Here is a 20,077-nt window from a genome sequence, read left to right as displayed (position 1 = left end):
TATTAATATATAAAAAAATATACTTCATAAACATATTTTTTTATCAGTAAACACAATTCAAATATCGTCTATCTATCGTCGTCACTCAAACAAAATGTCGATATCCTCTTTTGTAATACTGGCTGAAGAAAAATCGGAAGGGGTAAAATGATACTCCTTCAACCGTTTATTTGTATATTGGATGATGCTCCTGATGTGGTGTAAATAGATATTCAGTAACCTCTCTATTTCACCCTTGCTGAACATGCCCGTACTATATTTTAACGATATGGAAAGCGCATTGTTGATTATCGCGCTGTTCACTTCAATAGGAGCGCTTAACTGTCCGTCACGGTCCATGAATCCATTGATATCTTCTGCAATGTCAAAAAACTCAAGTACTGGGCCATGAAAATCGAACTGCCCTAAATAGTTAAACCGGATAGCCCTATCCTCCGATTCGTTCAGCAACTTCAACTCATGCTTTAGAATTCCGTACCCCAATCCCTTGTTGGGAACTCCTCTAACACGCTCCTTTACTTCCGCTAAAACTATCGCAATTGCATTGGTCGCAACTCGGATCTTCAGAGGGTAGATGGCTGTAAACCAGCCAACCGTCCGCGAAACATCGATGTTTTCCAAGTGCCTTCCATGAGTTTCAATCTCGTATACATACTCATCCCCTCCTGCCCACTCTTTCATGCCCATTGCCAAAGCGGTTAACAATATTTCGGCAGGCTGAATTTGATCATTACTACTCGCCGCCGTCAGCAATTTCGCCGTTGTCTCGACATCAAATCTTTCCTCAATAAAATCAAAGTTTAACGCATGCGTTGTGCTTGCGTTCGATTTCGCTTTATTGAAGAAACTTGACTCGGTCCTCTGATTTTCATTCCAGAAGCCGATTTCCTTCGTTACATTCGACTCCTTGGAATATTTCATCATTTCCTGACTGAACTTTTGGAACGAAACCGTTTTGCTAGGGAGGCTTGCGTCCTTTCCTTCAAGTAAGCTTTTATACACATGGATGAGATCATCAATAATAATTCGCCACGAAATCCCATCTACCGTGAGATGATGGGCAGTTACAAGCAATTTTTTAATATTTCTGCCATAATCCAACAATGCCGCGCTTATCGGAAACTTCCCGTCTAGACTCACCTGACCTTTCACCTCTTCATAAATCTGGATGTATTTATGATAGTGCCAGTCAGCGTTTACGGATGAAAGATCAAAGGCAATAAGCTTGAACGGCAAGCCAACTAGCGAATTATTATAGTACAATGTCTCGTTCCTGCTCTTGTTAATTCTAAACGAATCATGATGGCGAATGATGAATTCGAACGATCGTTCAAGTAACGCAACGTCCATTGGTTGTTTGAGCACAAGTAAAACGGACTGCGTATAAGGCTTCGTACGGCTTCCTTTGCTCATATACCATTGCATGATTGGCGTTGGAAGCACATAGCCTTCGACAAGGCGATTGTCGGTGAAGCCCCCATTTGCTTGTACATGCTCCGATAATTCCGATATGGTGCGGTATCTCATAATATCTCTAACATTTGTCGTAATGCCTCTAACGTTCAATTGGGATACGATTTGAATAGCCTTAATCGAGTCTCCGCCTAACGAATAATAATCTTCGTGAACCCCAATCGTTGCGGACCCGAACACTTCTCCCCACACATTAGCCAACACCCGCTCCATCTCGCTTCGCGGAAGCTCTATTGCCCTCGATTCCCCACTGAAGTCAGGAAGGGGAAGCTTCTTCGTGTCTATTTTGCCGTTGCTAGTAAGCGGCATGGCATCAAGGCGATAAATAAATTGGGGAATCATATGAGCTGGAAGATGCGCATACAGAAAATCATTCAGACTTTCCCTGTGCATTTCTTCGTTCGAACAATAATACGCGCATAAATGCTTAGTTCCCGCCCTATTTTCTACTACCGTTAAGACCGAGTTGCTGATGCCTGGATACTGTGAAAGCAAGCCCTCTATTTCGCCCAGTTCAATCCGATAGCCCCTAATTTTCACCTGATTGTCCGCTCTGCCTACATAGCCGACGAGTTGGCTTTCCAGCCACATCGCTAGGTCGCCCGTCTTATACATCCGCTCTCCCTTAGCAAATGGATTGAGGACGAATCGCTCTTTAGTCAGCTCCGCTTTGCCCAGATACCCTCTCGCCACGCCAGGACCGGCAACATATACTTCACCGACTACACCGACAGGGACTGGCTTTAAGCTCTTGTTGAGTATGTAGATTGAAACATTATCAATCGGCAGTCCAATTGGCACCGAATGGCCTGTATCGGTATGCTCGTCATACTGATGGATCAAGCATCCTACTACAGTTTCTGTGGGGCCGTATTCGTTATAGATTGTGATTTCGCAATCGAACTGCTTGTAAATTTGGTAGGCTAGACCGACTTTTAAATCTTCCCCTCCGACGATTAACTTTTTAACATTAGTATGCCGAATTCCTGATTCCAGAATCAGAGCCAGATGTGCAGGCGTCAACTTGACGACAGTTGTCTCTGTATCTTTCATAATTTGGAATAGTACAAACTCTGCATCATCCACTGCGTTAAAAATTTTCAACTGACCTCCGGATATGAGAGGCGTAAAGATAGAAGTGACGGTTAGATCGAATGAAATGGAAGAATACACGGCAAACACATCGTCTTGCTGAAGGTATCTTTTTTGGGCCCACCAAAGATAGTTGACCAGTCCTTTCTGTAGTACCATAACCCCTTTGGGGTTTCCTGTTGAACCGGACGTATACATGATATAGGCTAAAGACTCTGGAGTGCTTATTGAGGGAACGTTGCTGCCATCTTCCTCCGAATAAGTAGGTTCGTCGCTCAAGTCGATTATTTCCCCGTCAAAATGAATAGCTTCACCTGCCAGGCCATTCGTAATGGCCAGTTGGGCTCTGGAATCCTCCAAAATATATTGAATTCGATTGGCAGGGAAATGGGGATCTATCGGAATATAAGCTCCTCCAGCCTTTAACACCGCTAGCATTGCTACAATCAGTTTAATGGAATGATTACCGATTATGGCTACTGACACATCATGCGTGACGCCTTTTTTGATCAGCAACCGTGCTGCTCTATTCGCTTTCTCATTAAGCTCTTTATAACTCATCGTGCCATTCTCGAAGTAACACGCAACTTTGTCTCCATTCAATTCGGCCTGCTCTTCGAATAGCTGAGAAACCGATCGGGATAGCGGATATGTGGGATCGCTGCTAAATTTCTCCGTAAGCAAGTCTATTTCGTCACGATCGAGCATCTCGATATCGTTCACTCTTCGTTGAGGATATTTCATCATATAGCTCACAATGTTGAGTATATGTTTGTATGCCCTTTCAATTGTTTTTGAATCGTACTCTTCTTCTTTATAGTCAAAGTCAAGGACATACCCGTCATCAACCCAGTCCCTTATGACCAATTGCAGCTTATAAGGCTGTTTGCCGTTGAAGACCTCCCTCGTTTCATAAGAGCAGCTGTCGAATAAATGGCGGAAGGCGGTATTATAGAAGTTTACGGAAATATTGAAAAGACTATCCCGTCCCAGATGGCTAAGACGCAAATCGTTTACTAACAAATCATAAGGATATCTTTGATGGTAATAGCATTTGGCAAGATCCGAATGAACACGTTGAATAAAATGTTGGATTTGATCCGTGTCATTCATTTCGCTCCGAAAGGGCATCGTGCTGGTGAACATGCCAAAAGTATTTTTATCCTTCTTTCCTGTACGGTTCATAACCGGCATGCCGATGATCTGTTCTGTCTCCCCTGTAGTAAACCATAAATAGACGAGCAGGGCGGAGACAAATAATGAGTTGACCGTCATATCCCCGGATTTAACGAATCTTTTAATCTCATTCGATGTACGTTCATCCACTTTAAAAGATACTCTACTTGACTCAAGACGATTGTTTTTGTTCGACTCCATGTTATTAGGTAAGGTTGCAAACGTGCGATTCCAAAACTCCTTATTTTTAAGAAACCGTTTCGATTGCAAGTAATTATTCTCTTGAATGATGTAGTCTTTATACGTATAGTTCCCGTCCCTAATAATAGGCTCACCATTCATTAATGAAGTATATACCGATGCAATTTGTTCGCCCACCAATTGCAGTGACCAGCCATCCGCTATAATATGATGAAATTTTCCTATATACCCACCTTCACCAGAACTTAACTTAAACATAGCAAAATAAAACAAATCCGCATTAGAAAAAGTAAACGGCTTTTTCCTTTCCTCATCGACCCATTCTTCAAACTTGCGATAAGGGTCTTCGTACTCGCTGAAGTCAAAAAAATCTATCGCTTTTCTATTGTAGGGGTGGAAGTACTGCTCTGGCTTCCCATTGTTCTCGTCGATTCTTATTCTTACTCCATCATTTCTTTCTATGAATATATGTATCGATTCCATGAGGCTTGCATAATGAATATCCGTACGAATACGAACTGTACCAAACAAATTATACATTGTTGCCTCATCATGTAGCTTCTCGTTATACCAAATCCTCTTTTGAGCATGCGTTAGGTTATACAACCGCCAACCACTCCCTTCTTAGCGTTGTTGCTTCTCCGTCAGAACATTGATTAATTGAGAGTTAATGAACCTCACCACAGAATGCATTTCATCATTAAGGTAGAAATGACCGCCATTAAAATATTGAATACGGCAAGTCCCGGCAGTATGCTGCTGCCATGCGGATAACTCTTCATATACGAAATCATCATCCGTTCCACACATTACAGTCATATCGCAATTAAGCAATATATCTCTTGAAGACAAATTGTATTGTTCAATTATTTTGTAATCAGCCTTAATAATGGGCAGAAAATACTCCAAAAATATTTGATTACCAACCAATTCGCTAGTTGTACCCTGCAGCCGGACTATCTCACTAATTACAGCATGGTCAGGCTTCGTGTGGATTAAATCCCCGCTTCTCTTGCATTGAGGAGCCTGTCTGCCAGATGCAAATAGATGTACGGGATCCATTCCCTTGCGTTCTTTAATTTTGCGGCAAACTTCGTAAGCTAATAAGCTCCCCATGCTGTGACCAAACAAAGCAAATCGACCATCAAGCAGATAGTCGATCTGTGAATAAATATCTTCTGCCGCATCATCTATTGATTGATAAAAATCTTCCTTATGTCTGCTTCCCCTGCCGCAAAGTTCTACTGGATGCAACTCAATGGCGGGATTAAGAAACGCTCTCCATTTTGAATATATGGAGGCCGAGCCTCCAGCGTGCGGAATGCAAAACAGCTTGATCATGAAACCAAAAACCCTCCTTCGCCCTATGCCTTTATCCGTTCAATAAAAGCAAAGACTCTTGCGTTAATTGTTCAAAACTTTGGATTGCAATTTCTTCAGGAAAGTTATTCGAATTAGCGCATACCGACAGCTTTAGCGATTATCCACATGATATTGCTTGAAATAACGAATTTCGTGAGAGTACCGGTTCTCGTACCTGATATTATTTTCATTGAACAAGAAGGAAATCAGATCCAAAGGGATCGACAGGCCATGTCCTATATTTTTGACATAGCTCTCCTTTAATGTCCATAAATCATAAAAATAGTCCAACTTGTCATTTTCGATCATATTAAAGAGGCTGCTTCATTTCATGTTGGAGAAAAACCGTTTGGCTATGTTAACATAAATCGACTTTTCTCTTCAATATTGATCCCAATTGGTGTATGGTCTATTGCGCAAACAACTCAATGTTCGGAATGGTATAAATTGAACTCCAATAAAGAATTCATAAGGTGCTGTTTACCGTAAATGTTATTCTCAAAAATAATCTCTTGGTTTTTCCAGTTATTCTTTTTAGTAATGATTACTCTAATCAACAGTTCGGCAGCAAGGGACCTGCAACAATCTTCATTATTTCTATTACGAATCAATTTCTTACTTTTTTCCTCCGGAACATTCTACATGAGGGCTAATAATGTATGTTCAACTGGAAGTTACTTAAGATTAACTGCGAATAATTCCAATTATTGAGTTCCTCTTATATATATAATAACTAACGTTGCATAAACTTCTGATTTCAAATAGTTATAAGTTAAAAAATATCTTTTTGATCCAAAAATTCAAAAGCTCGATGTAAAAGCAATTAATCTCTGAAACTATTTTTTTAATTTCATAAACCTAGACTCGTCTATTAAAACAATTTTCGTTTACCCTTATACCTCAAATACAGTTCTGCCATTTGATTCATCAGAACTTAACACAACAACCGTCTGCGAAAACCTCAAATATTTTTACACAATAACCAGTTTCTTAGCTATCATTTTTAAATATGGAAAAACAAAAAAAAGCATGTCCTCTAAAATAGACAACAGCTTTTCCGATTTAATTAGCACAGATTGCTCGTGGCTTTACTCGCCATCTATCGCCAACTTAATATGAAGAGAGTATGGCAGCGCCTCTTCTTGATGACTCACAACATACTGCTTGACTTGTACATCATGCAGTTTGATTCACAATTCAAGTTGCAAAGCTTCGCCCTTTCATGTATTAATTAATACATTACGAAGTTAACTTCTATATCCTCACTCGTCGACTAACGTGCCTAAACAACGATTAGTTTCCTTATGATTGATGTCAATTTATCCTTGTGTTTGCATTATGTCTTAAACGTAAACATAGTCTTCACAAGAGCTCACCTCATCGATTTAATTTTATACTCGCATAAAACTCGTTATTTTCACTTTTTTATTATTATTCACTCATAGATTCTATAGATCTCCATGTGCAGCTCTATAGCTTCAGGTTACGTCCATATATTTTACAAGACAATGACTTCTTCATCTATCAATTGACAAAATCTTAAACATATTAGGGCCAGTCTATGGTATGCATAGTTCACAAGTGCTCTACAAATCATATACCTATTATGTAATTATTAGCCAATACCTCGAAATTAATTGTACACTATTCTCTATTAGATGGTCAATACCGAATATGTCTTGGTGTTGTTAGTTCTTCTGTGATGAGGTCAGATATATTATGCTGATGTACTAAACATGCTTATTTATTTAGGTTTGTTGCAACTGTCGTATGATCTCTTTGGTTCTTTAATGAACCTTGGTGACGATTTTTGTCCCCAATTTATCCCCATAAAATATTAGTTTCCGATAAGCATCAGAAGTAAATCAACGAAAGAAATGTAAAGATGAGTTAGCTTAAGGGCTCGTTCCTCTTTGATGAATTTATTAGGTAAGTTGACATCCTCCATGCATGAGTAATCATTAGCTGACTCTGACACGTCTAGCAGAGGAGATGCTTCATCCGTCATCGAACATATATAATGTAGCATTATTCAACTTAACACTAAGACCTCATATATCCTTGGGTGAAATGAGGTCTCATTTCACATAGTCTTTTTACACGTTATTCAACTTACCGCTAATCTTCAAGTACCCTGACGAGCACGAGTCAATATAATTGTGATGGATCTCTAGGAACTTTCTAAGCTCAATAACTAACCTTTTCTAATATTTTGAATGAGAAAGATTAAGGCTGCCATTGGCGGTGAGGACACCACTTTGATAATACCTGTAAGAAGTTCTTCTATTCGCTTCTATGAACAGAAAATTGAATCTCAAGTAAGTGTAAAATAGCCCCCACCTATTAATAAGATAAAGACTTAGATATGCTAGCTATGAATAGGAATCCGGCAGTAGTCAGGTAGAAGTAGCTAGGAAATGGTTCAACCCATTTTCTTTGGCCGATTCAATAATACTCTATATATGATGGCACTGCCCTTTGCACCCCGAGATGTATTGGAAAAATTGTAAGTTTTTCTGTCTGTTGACAAAAGAGTTGATAGAACGTTCGGGTTGCAGTTCAGACTCTTCCCCTTAGAACATCGATACTTAGAACAGGATGATTCATATAACCTCCTTAATTTCACTGGGGCCAGCACTTTTGATCTCCACAGGTTGGCACGGTGATTCCGGTTCAAAGACCCAACCAGCTGAATCGGGGTATGAACAAAAGAAGAGGGCTTATAACACCTTATGTGACGGGATCTATGTCCCAACATAACATAACTAATATGGTTTAAGCAGGAAGCTATCGAACAACTTGTCCATCCTCACCATACAAGCCTCCCACTACACACAAACCGCGCCTCCTCCTGACATCGTTTCGTGTTCACAATATTGTTGACGTTATGAACAGAACACAATGTCATTGACTTACTTAGATGACGAGATTATTTCAAACTACATCCAGTAAACCTCTCCTCCTGCTGTCACGGAATAGGTATACATTACAACAACATAATATTGTCAAATTAATTCAACTAAAAGATTAATTGCATCTCCATCATTTTCCTTAATTTGTTATAACAATAAATAAATTGATTCATCTACAGAATTTAGAGTTTCAACAAAGAAGGATTTCAAAAGCACATTTCTAAGTGTCAAAGTATCTTTTTCAACATCATAAAAAGTTTTTTTAATTAAATTTTTGATTACCAACACGTTTTGTTACAAATTAACTCACAACATTTTATGTATAATAAATCATGCCATTGTATCAAGAGACAATTGACGTAACTTTGCTGTCGCTTAAGGTATTTTCGTCGTCTCTACAAAGTGGTAGAGTTAGACATCTAATCCCACCTCCGCCCTTTTCCAGTTCAGTTATATCAACAGTCTGCACATCTACTTGCACGTCCGCAAGAATGTCTCTAATTGCAACAGCAGACTCGCTCGCCAATACTGTCGATCGGTCGATATTTATGAAATTCGTATAGGCTAAAGGATCGTGGTTCTCGGGTAAGTATCGCACGTGGTATCCGTGACGAGCCACAAAATCAGGAAGCATTTCATAGCGCTCCTCTTTGTCTTGCATTATTATCCTTACAGGAACATGACGAAGGAACTTTGAAGCTAAAAAGAGATGACTTCCAACGACGTTGCATACAACGTCCAAATGCGGCAGGGTTAAGTCCGGTGGCAATGAGATTAAGCCTATCTGCTCAAAACCAGATTTAAAAATCAGGTTCTTTATATTCATCACTCCGTCAAGACTCGTCCTCCATCCTAAATTAATAAGAATTGCACTTCTATTCAACATTAAAAAGTCTCCAAATTCCAATGAAGACTGTATCGAGCTAGTGACTTCACTGATTACTGATGTTCCGACTGCTTTTCTTAAAGCTGAGTGTGCTAACTGAAAATCCGGTTTCCGTACATCGACCCCGGCCGAACCAAATAATAGGGCATTACCAATGACACCAGCAACGTCACGAGAATATGTTCGATTCACGAGTTGATCGCTTAATGCACGTTCCTCATCTTCAAAATATGAGGTGAAATCGATCGTATGAACTCCATTCGATTCCAGACTCTCTCGTAACCTCTGATGGGCCTCAACAGCTATTTGCGGATCAACAGGTTCACGGAAGCAAACATATTCCGCCTCATTACGAGTCTGCACTTGAACGAGACTTGGTCTACATAAAGCCACTGTTCGCAGTCGATCGTATTCCGAAAAGCAATGGAGTTTCATAATTATATACCACCTAGTCTGAATTTTATATTAGCGCCTCAAACTGCGTACCCATCCCTGTTTTATAAGGTAGATGTTTTTTAATGTTTCAATTGAACAGATCTCTCCAGCAGAGGTAGCACGTTGGATATACGTTCTATTAAATTTGGATGAATCTTGTTTAGTTCATCTTGCCATTCGGCCTTACAGCTGCAGTTTTCAATTTCTAAGTATTTCGGATCATATGTCGCATTCCAACCTCGAATAGCATCTTTAACTCTCATGGTACAAGAGTCGCAATTGTTTGAGTAATGTTCGTATTTTGGGGCAAATTGATAGCCACCTACTCTTAATTCTCCTAAATGGTTTACCTCACGGGCTACTTCAAGAACAGTCCATAACCATGGAACTCGATACATTCCTAAGCGATTCAAAGCGCCAGACATAGCATATACCCCAATGTTTAAAGGTTCAAGCGACACTACCTTAGACCCCACTTCGAATGCATACTTGGCAGTCTTTATTGAGTCCTCAAGTGCTTCTCTCTCAGTAAGAAATGATGGTTTAACTAATACATACGACAATAAAGTCCCATATTCGGTTATAAGCTTTGCCGCCTGCTCAAAACGCTTTAAGGAAAATGACTTATTTACACATATTTTTCTGATCATTTCATTAGAGCTCTCAAGACCCACACCGATTTCCAAATGTTTATCACCAAGGATTTCGCGTGTTTCATATAAAATTTCTTCCGTAATAAATTCTGGTAGAGATTCAAGTATGACACTCTTAATGTTAGGATCTGCAGCAATTATTTTAAGGATCGTGCGACGCGCTTCATCTGGGAGCTCGACATTATTGAAGATACTGCCCTCGTTGTAGAGACATAAAACTGGATATTTTGAGAAGTCATACTCTTCATATGCTCCTAGAAACTGCTTAATGTAACTCTGAGCCGAAATGGGTTTTCCAAATGTTGTATCAGCAACACTATGTTCACAATCAAGACAGCCGGCTTTTAAATCAATCTGTCCATCCTCTGCGGTCCGCATACTCCAAAAGCATCCACTCGATCTCAAATAAATAATAACACGCTCTATAGGCTGTCCTTGAAAGTTTCCTTCCCAGACCTCGCTACCCTTCACCTTATCAGGAGATAAACTGAGCCGTGGGGTTTGTTTCCTGATTTGTATCATTACGGATGATATATCTTTCCGCAATTTCTTAACTGATGTTGCATCAAAATCATACATCGATAATCTTCCCCTTTTAATTCTAATGCTTCTCTGTAATTTGACTTAGTGATAGTTCATTACCAGAGCGGTTTAAAAAGTTACGCTTTTCCTAGCTATCCCTCTAGCTTATTAATTATAAAAAGATTTCTAAGAGGTTAAATTGATAATTTATGTAATACGCTTACAAAGTTTAGGGTATCACACCATTTTTCAAAATTCAACTTTTTATTCCAAATACATACAAAGTTTTTAAAAACATTTACAGATTTCCTTTTTAGTTATTTACATACCTAATTCCTTATCAAGAATCAAAATTTGATAGTGCTTTATTCAAGGACCAGCTTACTTGATTAGAAAATTTCAGCTTGTTCTACTGGAATCTTTATACTTTTTAATTTCTCATTTCTATAAGAATAGATAGGAATTAGATTAGGAATATAGTTTCCAAAGATGCATGACAAACTACGTCTGTGACATGAATTCTCCAACAAAAAACAGCCAATATACTTGTAAACACTTCAAGCTTGGATAAATTGCAAGTATACAATTTTATACAGCATGAATAACCTTCAGTGTGGCATGAAGGTTTTTGGCTTAAAATGGTTTTATGCTTTGTAGGGTTGGCCCTTATTTAGGATGGCAAAGATATGATGAAGAAATTGCAGCGGCAAAAGTTTGGGTCTGTCAAATCTTTTTTGTAAACTCTTTTAATAGGCTCCTCCCCGAGGGGAGAAAAGTTATCTGAGATACTGCCCGATACGATCTGGAAAAAATACGGAAAGTTAAAGGAGCATTTGTCCCCAATTCTGTACACGGCCTGTCCATTTGCGGGTAACATCCATCGTTGCCAAGTAGAGCATTTTCAGTAAGGAATCGTCCGTAGGGAAGATGCTTTTTCCTTTCGTTACCTTGCGCAACTGACGGTGATAACTCTCAATGATGTTGGTCGTATAAATAATGTTACGGATCTCTGCCGGGTATTTAAAAAAGGTTGCGAGTTCATCCCAGTTGTTTCGCCAGGAACGTACAATTAGGGGATATTTACTACCCCAGGTTTCCTCAAAACGGTCCAGTTAGGCCTTCTCCTCATTTACGGCTTTGTAAATGGGCTTTAGATCAGCGGTTACTTTCTTCAGATCTTTGTAAGAGACAAATCGAGTAGAATTTCGAATCTGATGAATGATGGATTTTTCTATTTCTGTCTGCGGATAACAGGCTGAAATCGTGTGAAGCCTGTTAAGTTGTCTACGCATGTGATGAGAATATCTTGTACACCACGGTTTTTCAGATCATTAAGAACGCTAAGCCAGAACTTGGATGATTCATTTTCGCCAATCCACATCCCGAGAACGTCTTTACATCCATCCAGATCAATACCAATGACCATATAGGCTGCTTTGTTTACAATGGCACCATCCTGTTTGACCTTAAACCTCCATTCTCGGAAAATTATAACAAGGGACCCGGGAAGCCTTGCTGCTAAAGGAATATTGAGAGATTCCCCAAAACCTTGGTATAAATAAATTATACCAAGTGATGAACAGAAAACTCAGTACCTGTAAGGGATTTCGCCACCTAGGTATAATTAGTTCGGGAATGCAGGCTTAAAGTGAATGGCATCTAGAAAAACAACCGCGTACACAGCTTGTAGTGGTCGATTCTGCCACTCCTTAATGAGGGGAACAATCTTGTTCGTGACGTTAGAAATGAAGGTCGGAGAGACCTCAATACCATACAGATTGTTTAGGTGGTCTTGAATCTCCCGCGTGCTGATTCCTTTAGCATATAGGGCAACGATTTGATCTTCGATACCGGTTACGTTCGTCTGATGCTTCTTCACAACAAGCGGCTCAAACTCACCTTCGCGATCTCGAGGAATGACGATTTCTTTCTCACCGTACTCACTAATAATATTTTTCTTGCTCTTGCCATTACGGCTATTCGTTGTCTGCTTATTCTGCATGTCGTGCTTCTGGTAGCCCAAATGAGCATCCATCTCAGCTTCTAGCATCTCTTGCAACGTCTCCGCAAACAACTCTTTCAATGCATTCTGAGCATCTTGTGCAGATACCAATTTGTTCTCTTTAATGAACTCACGGGGCTGCTGTTTTGTCCATAATCCCATGTGTTCTCCCCTACCTTTCGTATACTACTATTTTAATAGGTTTAGGAGTTTACACAATCTATTTTACAGACTCGAATTTCATTAGTTTCGATAATAAATCTTGTATTGGACGATCCTTTAAGTTAACACCATAAAGCTCCATCTAGACATTCCCTCTTGACTAAATATTTTTAAAATTCAATAACCTCATAAACAATTGCAAAAATAAGTTTAAATAATATTTCCTTGAATAGAGTGATTTTAAATGTTTTTTGTGCTTTTACAAATTATACATCAAAAGAAACAATATGTTCATCGAAAAAGAGTCTGTAAAATACATTTTGTAAACTCCAAAACCTAATGAAACTCCCCGTAGCAAGCTGCGGGGTATCTTAGCAGGTGAATTCGCTTTGCTCACTTAGAATAAGGTCAACTGCTCTCCTTCTATCTTTTCGTGTAACTTTACGTATTCTTCTTCTACACCTTGCTTGTTCACCTAATTCCTTATTGTCGCTTCACTACCAAATTTACTGACGGTATTGACGAAATATCAATCTGACCAAATTCCCCACCCCATAGTTTTTTCTTCACTTCAGGATGTCTTGCAAATATCTCTCTCGCCGTTATACTCTTGATTGTTTGTATGATTTTCGTTGGACTATATGTGTGGACAGACTGCACCCAAAAGTGAACATGATTTTTATCCGTACCTATTTCAAAAAACTCTATTTCATATCTTTTCGATATTTCCACGCATACATCTTTCAATGTTTCATCTACTTCTTTACTGAATACCGTTTTTCTGTACTTTGCTGGACATACAAAATGATACATAAGCACCGACACGTTGTGTGATTTATGGATATACTCGCTCAAATCACAGCGTTCCCTTCTACGTTTCTGTTATATGCTCATTATAGTCCAATCTCAGTTAGTTACGCAGCAAGCTGCGGGGAATTAAACCCGTAGCGATTAAAATGGTAGTATACGAAAGGTTGGGGAGAACACAATGTATTTTACAGACTCGCCTTCTTAATCAAGCCAATTGAAAACACAGAGACCGTGCAATGGCATGGTCTCTTGTTTTCATTAGAGTTATACGGTAAAGTACCACTCTTAATTGCTATAATTTTCTAAACTCGTCGAGAGATTCCAAAAGTAACTCTTCACTGATTGGGATAGAATAATCCCCAGAATTAAATTGCTTCATCTTTCCGATTCCATCTTGAAACACAAAATGAATTTGTGAATTACGGACTTTTTTATCTGTGTACATTTTATTTATTAGATCAACACTTTTTATATCATTCGGGATCTCCGTAGGAAGTTCAGCTAATTTTAAAAGATTAATAATTCTCCTATACTCATCAATTGTATTAAAGTTTAACTTCTTACCTAAATAAGCTTGAAAAGCTAAACCAATCGCTACTGCTTCTCCATGTAACAGATTATAATTACTTAAAGCTTCTATTGCCCTACCAGCCGTATGACCTAGGTTAAGTACTTTTCTGAAATTTTTTTCCTCATCATCTTTTTCTACAACTCGAAATTTAATTTCACAATTTTTAAATGCGATATGTTCACATACTTCATTATCCAGACTTAATTCATTATTAGGAGAATACAATCTTGCGATGTTATTTTCAAGATATTGAAAAAAATTAATATCACCTAAACAAGCATGGATAATCGTTTCTGCCAATCCACTTCGTATTTGTCGATATGGTAAAGTTCCCCAAGTTATTAAGTCTATATATACCTTGCGAGGCTGATGGAATACTCCAATAAGGTTTGTAGCGACTGGAGTATTAACCGCAGTTTTTCCACCAATTGATGCATCAGCAGCAGCTAATAGTGTTGTGGGGTAATTTATGTAAGGAATACCTCGACAATAAGTCCCTGCTAAATAACCAGACAAGTCTGAAACGGTGCCTCCTCCTAATGCTATGATGCAGCTGTCTCTTCCATAAGACTTTGCTAGCATTTGATCTTCTAATTGAGCTTTTGTTTCTCGTGTTTTATTTTGCTCTCCTGAAGGAAATGTAAACATTTCTACATAAAAACCATCATTTCTTAACAAATTCAATAAATGCTCACCAAATAAATCTTTTACATTTGAATCAGTAATAATAGCATATCTATTTACATTTTCTATGATACCATCTTTTAAATCTCTACTTAGTTTTCCGTAAAGATTACTTCCTACTTCGATGTCATATGAACTATCAACATATTTTTTCAAAGGCACCCTAAAATTCGCCAAATTCCTCTCCTCCTATTGTCTAATTCAACCGCCATGGGTTGGATGGTATAATAATACCCCGAATTCCTTTCCAAAAATAGCATTAATTCAGGGGTATAAAATAGATTGTGTAAACTCCTAAACCTAATAAAATGGTAGTATACGAAAGGTTGGGGAGAACACACGGGATTATGGACAAAACAGCAACTACGATAGTTCAATAAAGAAAACAAGGCTATGAGGAAAAAGAAGGGTTATACATCTATGAGTTACTTTAAGTTAACCCAATTTGTTCTTGATTTACTTGACTATATGGAACTACGAGTAAACCTTCCATCTCGACTCATTCATGATGAATAGCTAGCCAGTAAAGAACTGATCAGCAAATTTTTTTGAAGATTCCCATCCCAATTCAACTGAAACAACCTTACTCAAAACTCTTTTCAAAAACCTACTACCTGACCAAGAGTATCCAAATATCTCTTCTCAGATAGATTCATCAAAAAGTGTTAATTCTTCATTAGATCATGTGGCCGTAAACGAACATATAAAAAACCTGATTCGTTCTGGAGTAAAAGATCTCTCCATTCAAAAATATAAATCTAGTTATTCTAATTCTGGCTTCATAACAACTATGCTGAGTTTCAAAATACGGAACCTAATCTGATCCCGTTATCTAGGGTCCAAGAAACTCACTTGATAGAATACAAACAATATCTACTTAAACTCGCCCAGAGGGGAACCTACATCAAACAGACCGTTAGTAATATTTTTTACGACATTAGATTTCTTTTTGCAAATCTAAACTACTTAGGATGGCTGACAATAGATACTACTTTAAATGTTACAGGAACCCAATTTGAGCGATATTACTATCGGGAATTACCGACAGATATTGAATTGCAACTGTTCTTTGATAATGTTGATAATTACTCGGATAATCCCCTGATCGAAGAAGCTACATTTGGTCTTATTTTGTGGCTTGATTTTAGAATTCCTGAAGTAGCTCGTTTACTTTGGGAGGATTTGAATTTAGAAAACCATACCATCTCCGTGTTCGGCAATAACAATAAATCCGCATTACTTCCATTACCTGATCTTCCTGCCTTACTGGTGTTGCGAAAAAAGGCCCGAGCGATCTGGGGGGACCCCGAGGACGAATGATCCAAGTCTCAGATCGTCAGTTAACCATCGCATTTATTCAAGAGGCTGTACAAGCAGGAGCAAGAGAACGACTAGCATGCCAGGAGCTTGGAATTACTCAACGAACCTTGCAGCGCTGGCGTAGTGACAGATCTCCTCTCGAAGATCAACGTCCACATACCATAAAGAAGGCCCCTTCTCATAAGCTTAGTGAACCTGAAGTGCAATAACCAAACGGAATTCAAGAGTTTGCTACCCAGTCAGATTGTTCCTAGACTTGCAGATCAAGGCATCTATCTCGCCTCAGAATCTACCTTTTATCGCGTTATGCATCAGCATAAACAACAACATCATCGCGGACGTAGCCAGAAGCCTAGCTCGAACCCCCTTACCAGTCACTCTGCTACAAAACCTAATCAAGTATGGATGTGGGATATTACTTGGATACTAGTCCCAGTAAAAGGGATATTCTTTTATTTCTATCTCATTCTCGATTTATTTAGTCGTAAAATTGTAGGTTGGGAGATTTGGGATGAAGAATCTTCTGAATATGCGAGTCAACTCATGCGGAGAACTGTGCTGAGTGAGCAATGTGTTGTTCGAATTAGTCCACTCATTTTACATTCAGATAATGGCAGTCCAATGAAAGGTTCAACCTTACTTGAAACCCTATACAGTCTCGGAATTACACCCTCTAGAAGCAGACCTCGAGTGAGCAATGATAATCCGTATGCCGAATCTATTTTTAGAACGTGCAAGTATCGACCGAATTCTCCCGTTAAAGGGTTTCAATCTATGGATGAAGCACGTGAATGGACATTACAATTTGTCCGTTGGTATAACACCGAGCATCGCCATAGTGGCCTGAATTTCTTGACTCCGAACCAAAGGCATCAAGGTCAATCTGAGAAGATTTTCGCAAAAAGAAAACAGGTCTATGAAGCAGCAAAAGCGAAGCATCCTAGTCGTTAGTCCAAAGAAATACGCAATTAGAATCTGAAGGAACAGGTATGGCTCAATCCCGAGAAAACAGTGGTTAACGAAGCTAATAAGAAACAAACCAACTACATAAGTTCTATAGAATCGCGACAACTATCTTGACAACTACCGTTACCAATAAAAAACACTTCGAAGGTATCCGAACAGCAGGCAGCAAAACGGTTCCCCAACCCATGCCCAAACTGGTCGCAACAGTATCCCTCGAAGTGTTCCATTTTGATGCGTTTATGAAAAGTATTTTGGACTATGCCCACTCAACGAACAGTTCTCAACATTTTTCTCTGTTTCGAAATGAAGATGATAAGGCGTATGGTCTTGATATTTATCCATATATCGATCAGTATCTAATGAATTCACTTAAGGAGACATTTGACATACGCATTTTTCATTTAATATGGGAACATAAAATAAACATGGTCTTAAAACTCAATTATATTTCGTCTCATTTTAGGCCCATCCGTCCAGATATTATCGACCAGTTTTCACAGATAGAAAACCAAGCACTTCTTGTACGAAATCTAGCTTTAAAATATATCATTACCTGCCAACATGGCCTCCTTGATAAACTAAGAGGGTTAATGGAGAAACTAGCTCGCGATGAAGAAAACTGTTATCACGCATTGATTCAATCAATAGGATGAACGAAATGCCCAATTAGAGAGCCCTGCAAAACGATTACAGTATCTGCAAGAAACAACCCAGTACCGCACTGGTACTGGGTTTGTTGTATACTAGTTAAAGGAAAAGCGAGTGAGCGTTTTTGTTGCATTTAGCCAACAATTAACCGAATCGTTTCATGCGGAGCTTTTTAAACTTGTCCCCGAAGACCATATATTGCAGAAGATTCATGGCATGGTAGACTTCAGTTTTATCCACGAGTTAGTGGAACAATTCTACTACGTATATGCGGCAGACCTGCTTTCGAAACGGAAATGCTTTTTCGTGTACAATCTTTCCGACGAGCCAGTTGTACAAGAAACCCAAAACTCAAGTAAATCTGGCCCTACAAGTGGTTTTTTGGGATTAATCCCAAAGATGCGGTACCGGACGCTACTCAGTTGTCCCGGTTTCGAAACCATCGGCTCGGAGCCAGTCTGATTGAGAATGTGTAAGACATGTCATTCGCCAATGCATCTAGTAAGGCTTGGGGAAAAGTAACGCCATCATTATGGATGCCACGCATACGCAGACCGGTAGCTAGAAGCAACATCCTCTCGACGTGTTGCGAGATACGGCCATCTGTTTCGTGTTGTCATTTAATATTACCCCAAGCTGGAAAAGAAGTTTCCAAAGCAGCCGCAAGTAAAAAGTTATCAAGAAGACGCGGAGCGCGTGATGCTTACTTATCTTGCATCATTAGGTGAGACGATTGATGATCTGCTTCCCAATCTTGAGTGTACAGTAACCGAAAAACTGGACATGGCCAAACAATTAAATTGCTAATGATGAGCGCCTTCTATCAAACAAAGGTATCCTGTCGGCCATCGATCCGGATGTACGATTTGATCGGAAGAGTGACATGAAATCGTTCTTTGGTTACAAAGAACAAACCGCCACAACAGAAGAAATTATTACAGCCTTGGAAGTAACACAAGGAAATACCGAAGATGGAGAGCAACTACCTGTGCTGCTGGAATAAGCCACAGTAATCGGCATAAACGTGAATCAATTTCATAATTCCAAAGCCTTACTGTCCTTAAGTTTTTAGAACATGAAAAAAGGAGTACCTCCCCAAATCTCGAAGTGTTTAGTACCACTACTACACACGAAAGAGAAAGGAAGAACTCCTGATGTATAATATTCGACAAGAAAGTTTGTTTTCCTTGGAGGATTTATTAGAAATGTCTTCCAAAGATACGTATGGTTTTCTTTTTGAGACATTAGATATTAATCCATTCTTACGCGTTGTTTCTAAGAAGGCATTTCTAGGGGCGCCAACACAGCTCAACTATGCAGCTATGCTACACTCGCTGTTCATTCGGATCATCGAACGGATCCCGACGATTAAAGATCTAAGAAATCGCTTGAATAGAAGTATTGAATTCAGTATGGACTGTGGCTTTACCGGTTCCGATCGGATTCCAAGTGAATCTTCATATACACGGTTAATCCAAAAGCTTCAAAAGTCCCAAGTTTTTCAGCAGTCGCATGAAAAATTAGTTCAACAGGCCTTTCAAGAAGGGTTTATTGATGCATCCGAGATCGCTATGGATGCCACTCATGTTGAAGCTAGAGATCGCCAACCAGAGAAGAAAGACGATCCCGACCCATTAGCAACTGAACTTCCCAAGAAAAAACGTGGCCGAAAATCCAAGGATGAGCGAGAGCAATGGTTAAGAGAACAATTAGAGCTTGAAGAGAATCGCCCCCTGTTCGACAAGAAGGTAGAAGCACAATTGTGTTACTCGTATGAAGAGTTGGTGGAGGAAATCCCACTGAACCCAGCCTGGGGTGTAAAGAAGAATTCCAAGGGGGAAAATGTATTCTGGTATGGCTTTAAAGCACATCTTCTCGTCGATTGTAAAAAGCAATATATCCTTACAGCATTACTTTCTTCCGGTAACATTAATAATGGCAAGATGGCGATCCCCTTACTTAAAAGAGTGGCCGAAAGGCACCCTGACTTACCTGTTTCTCACGTGCTCGCAGATGCTGGTTATGATTTAGTACCCATTTACAGCAAGTTCAGGAAATGGGAGCTAGAGCGCTCATTGATTACAACCGTCGTAACGAAGAACCGGATCCCGATGCGGACAAGTACTTTCGTCCAATCTGTAAAGAGGGTCATTCTTACCGATATGATAGTTTTGACTCAACATATGAAACCATAAAATACAC

General features: G+C 39.2%; 10 protein-coding genes and 5 pseudogenes. 6 read left to right on the top strand and 9 right to left on the bottom strand.

The genetic code is table 11. From position 1 onward, the window contains the following. Positions 1 to 81: 81 nt before the first annotated feature. From BW961_RS15405 to aroB, 9 genes and pseudogenes are all read right to left on the bottom strand, one after another. Positions 82 to 4,548 (bottom strand): non-ribosomal peptide synthetase, encoded by a 4,467-nt coding sequence (locus tag BW961_RS15405; protein ID WP_068579244.1) that lies wholly within the window; start codon positions 4,546 to 4,548, stop codon positions 82 to 84. Positions 4,549 to 4,566: 18 nt separating this feature from the next. Continuing rightward, positions 4,567 to 5,283 (bottom strand): thioesterase II family protein, encoded by a 717-nt coding sequence (locus BW961_RS15400; RefSeq protein WP_068579243.1) that lies wholly within the window; start codon positions 5,281 to 5,283, stop codon positions 4,567 to 4,569. Between the two features lie 132 nt (positions 5,284 to 5,415). Beyond that, positions 5,416 to 5,613 carry a 4'-phosphopantetheinyl transferase superfamily protein gene (locus BW961_RS31945; RefSeq protein WP_082867275.1) on the bottom strand — a complete coding sequence of 66 codons (198 nt, stop codon included), beginning with the start codon at positions 5,611 to 5,613 and terminating at the stop codon, positions 5,416 to 5,418. A 2,946-nt stretch (positions 5,614 to 8,559) separates the two neighbouring features. Further along, positions 8,560 to 9,537, bottom strand: a complete 978-nt coding sequence (locus tag BW961_RS15390) for an arginine deiminase family protein (RefSeq protein ID WP_068579240.1) — start codon at positions 9,535 to 9,537, stop codon at positions 8,560 to 8,562. A gap of 80 nt (positions 9,538 to 9,617) precedes the next feature. Next, entirely contained in the window at positions 9,618 to 10,769 is a 1,152-nt protein-coding gene (locus BW961_RS15385) for an archaeosine biosynthesis radical SAM protein RaSEA (protein ID WP_068579237.1), read from the bottom strand. A gap of 764 nt (positions 10,770 to 11,533) precedes the next feature. Continuing rightward, positions 11,534 to 12,183, bottom strand: a pseudogene (locus BW961_RS15380) (IS256 family transposase); the annotation flags it as partial. 177 nt (positions 12,184 to 12,360) lie between these two features. Then, positions 12,361 to 12,876: pseudogene (locus BW961_RS15375) on the bottom strand (transposase); the annotation flags it as partial. Between the two features lie 397 nt (positions 12,877 to 13,273). Further along, positions 13,274 to 13,731: pseudogene (tnpA, locus tag BW961_RS15370) on the bottom strand (IS200/IS605 family transposase). A gap of 247 nt (positions 13,732 to 13,978) precedes the next feature. Continuing rightward, positions 13,979 to 15,118, bottom strand: coding sequence for a 3-dehydroquinate synthase (gene aroB, locus BW961_RS15365; RefSeq protein ID WP_068579234.1), 1,140 nt, complete (start codon positions 15,116 to 15,118; stop codon positions 13,979 to 13,981). Between the two features lie 675 nt (positions 15,119 to 15,793). On the opposite strand from aroB, the gene BW961_RS15360 reads away from it, so the two are divergent. From BW961_RS15360 to BW961_RS15340, 6 genes and pseudogenes are all read left to right on the top strand, one after another. Beyond that, positions 15,794 to 16,261 carry a hypothetical protein gene (locus BW961_RS15360; RefSeq protein WP_068579232.1) on the top strand — a complete coding sequence of 156 codons (468 nt, stop codon included), beginning with the start codon at positions 15,794 to 15,796 and terminating at the stop codon, positions 16,259 to 16,261. After that, a complete protein-coding gene (locus BW961_RS29520) occupies positions 16,258 to 16,470 on the top strand; it encodes a hypothetical protein (RefSeq protein ID WP_082867274.1) in 213 nt (70 codons plus the stop codon). Before BW961_RS15360 ends, BW961_RS29520 begins: the two co-directional genes overlap by 4 nt. 19 nt (positions 16,471 to 16,489) lie before the next feature. Beyond that, entirely contained in the window at positions 16,490 to 17,212 is a 723-nt protein-coding gene (locus tag BW961_RS15355; protein ID WP_082867273.1) for an IS3 family transposase, read from the top strand. Between the two features lie 125 nt (positions 17,213 to 17,337). Then, positions 17,338 to 17,880 carry a hypothetical protein gene (locus BW961_RS15350; RefSeq protein ID WP_068579229.1) on the top strand — a complete coding sequence of 181 codons (543 nt, stop codon included), beginning with the start codon at positions 17,338 to 17,340 and terminating at the stop codon, positions 17,878 to 17,880. Between the two features lie 109 nt (positions 17,881 to 17,989). After that, positions 17,990 to 18,872, top strand: a pseudogene (locus tag BW961_RS31940) (transposase); the annotation flags it as partial. 157 nt (positions 18,873 to 19,029) lie between these two features. Then, a pseudogene (locus BW961_RS15340) lies at positions 19,030 to 20,077 on the top strand (transposase); the annotation flags it as partial.

The sequence above is a fragment of the Paenibacillus macquariensis genome, assembly GCF_900156375.1.
Lineage (GTDB): Bacteria > Bacillota > Bacilli > Paenibacillales > Paenibacillaceae > Paenibacillus_AQ > Paenibacillus_AQ macquariensis.
The sequence above is the reverse complement of the archived record's forward strand: the minus strand, read 5'-3'. Positions and strand labels throughout refer to the sequence as shown.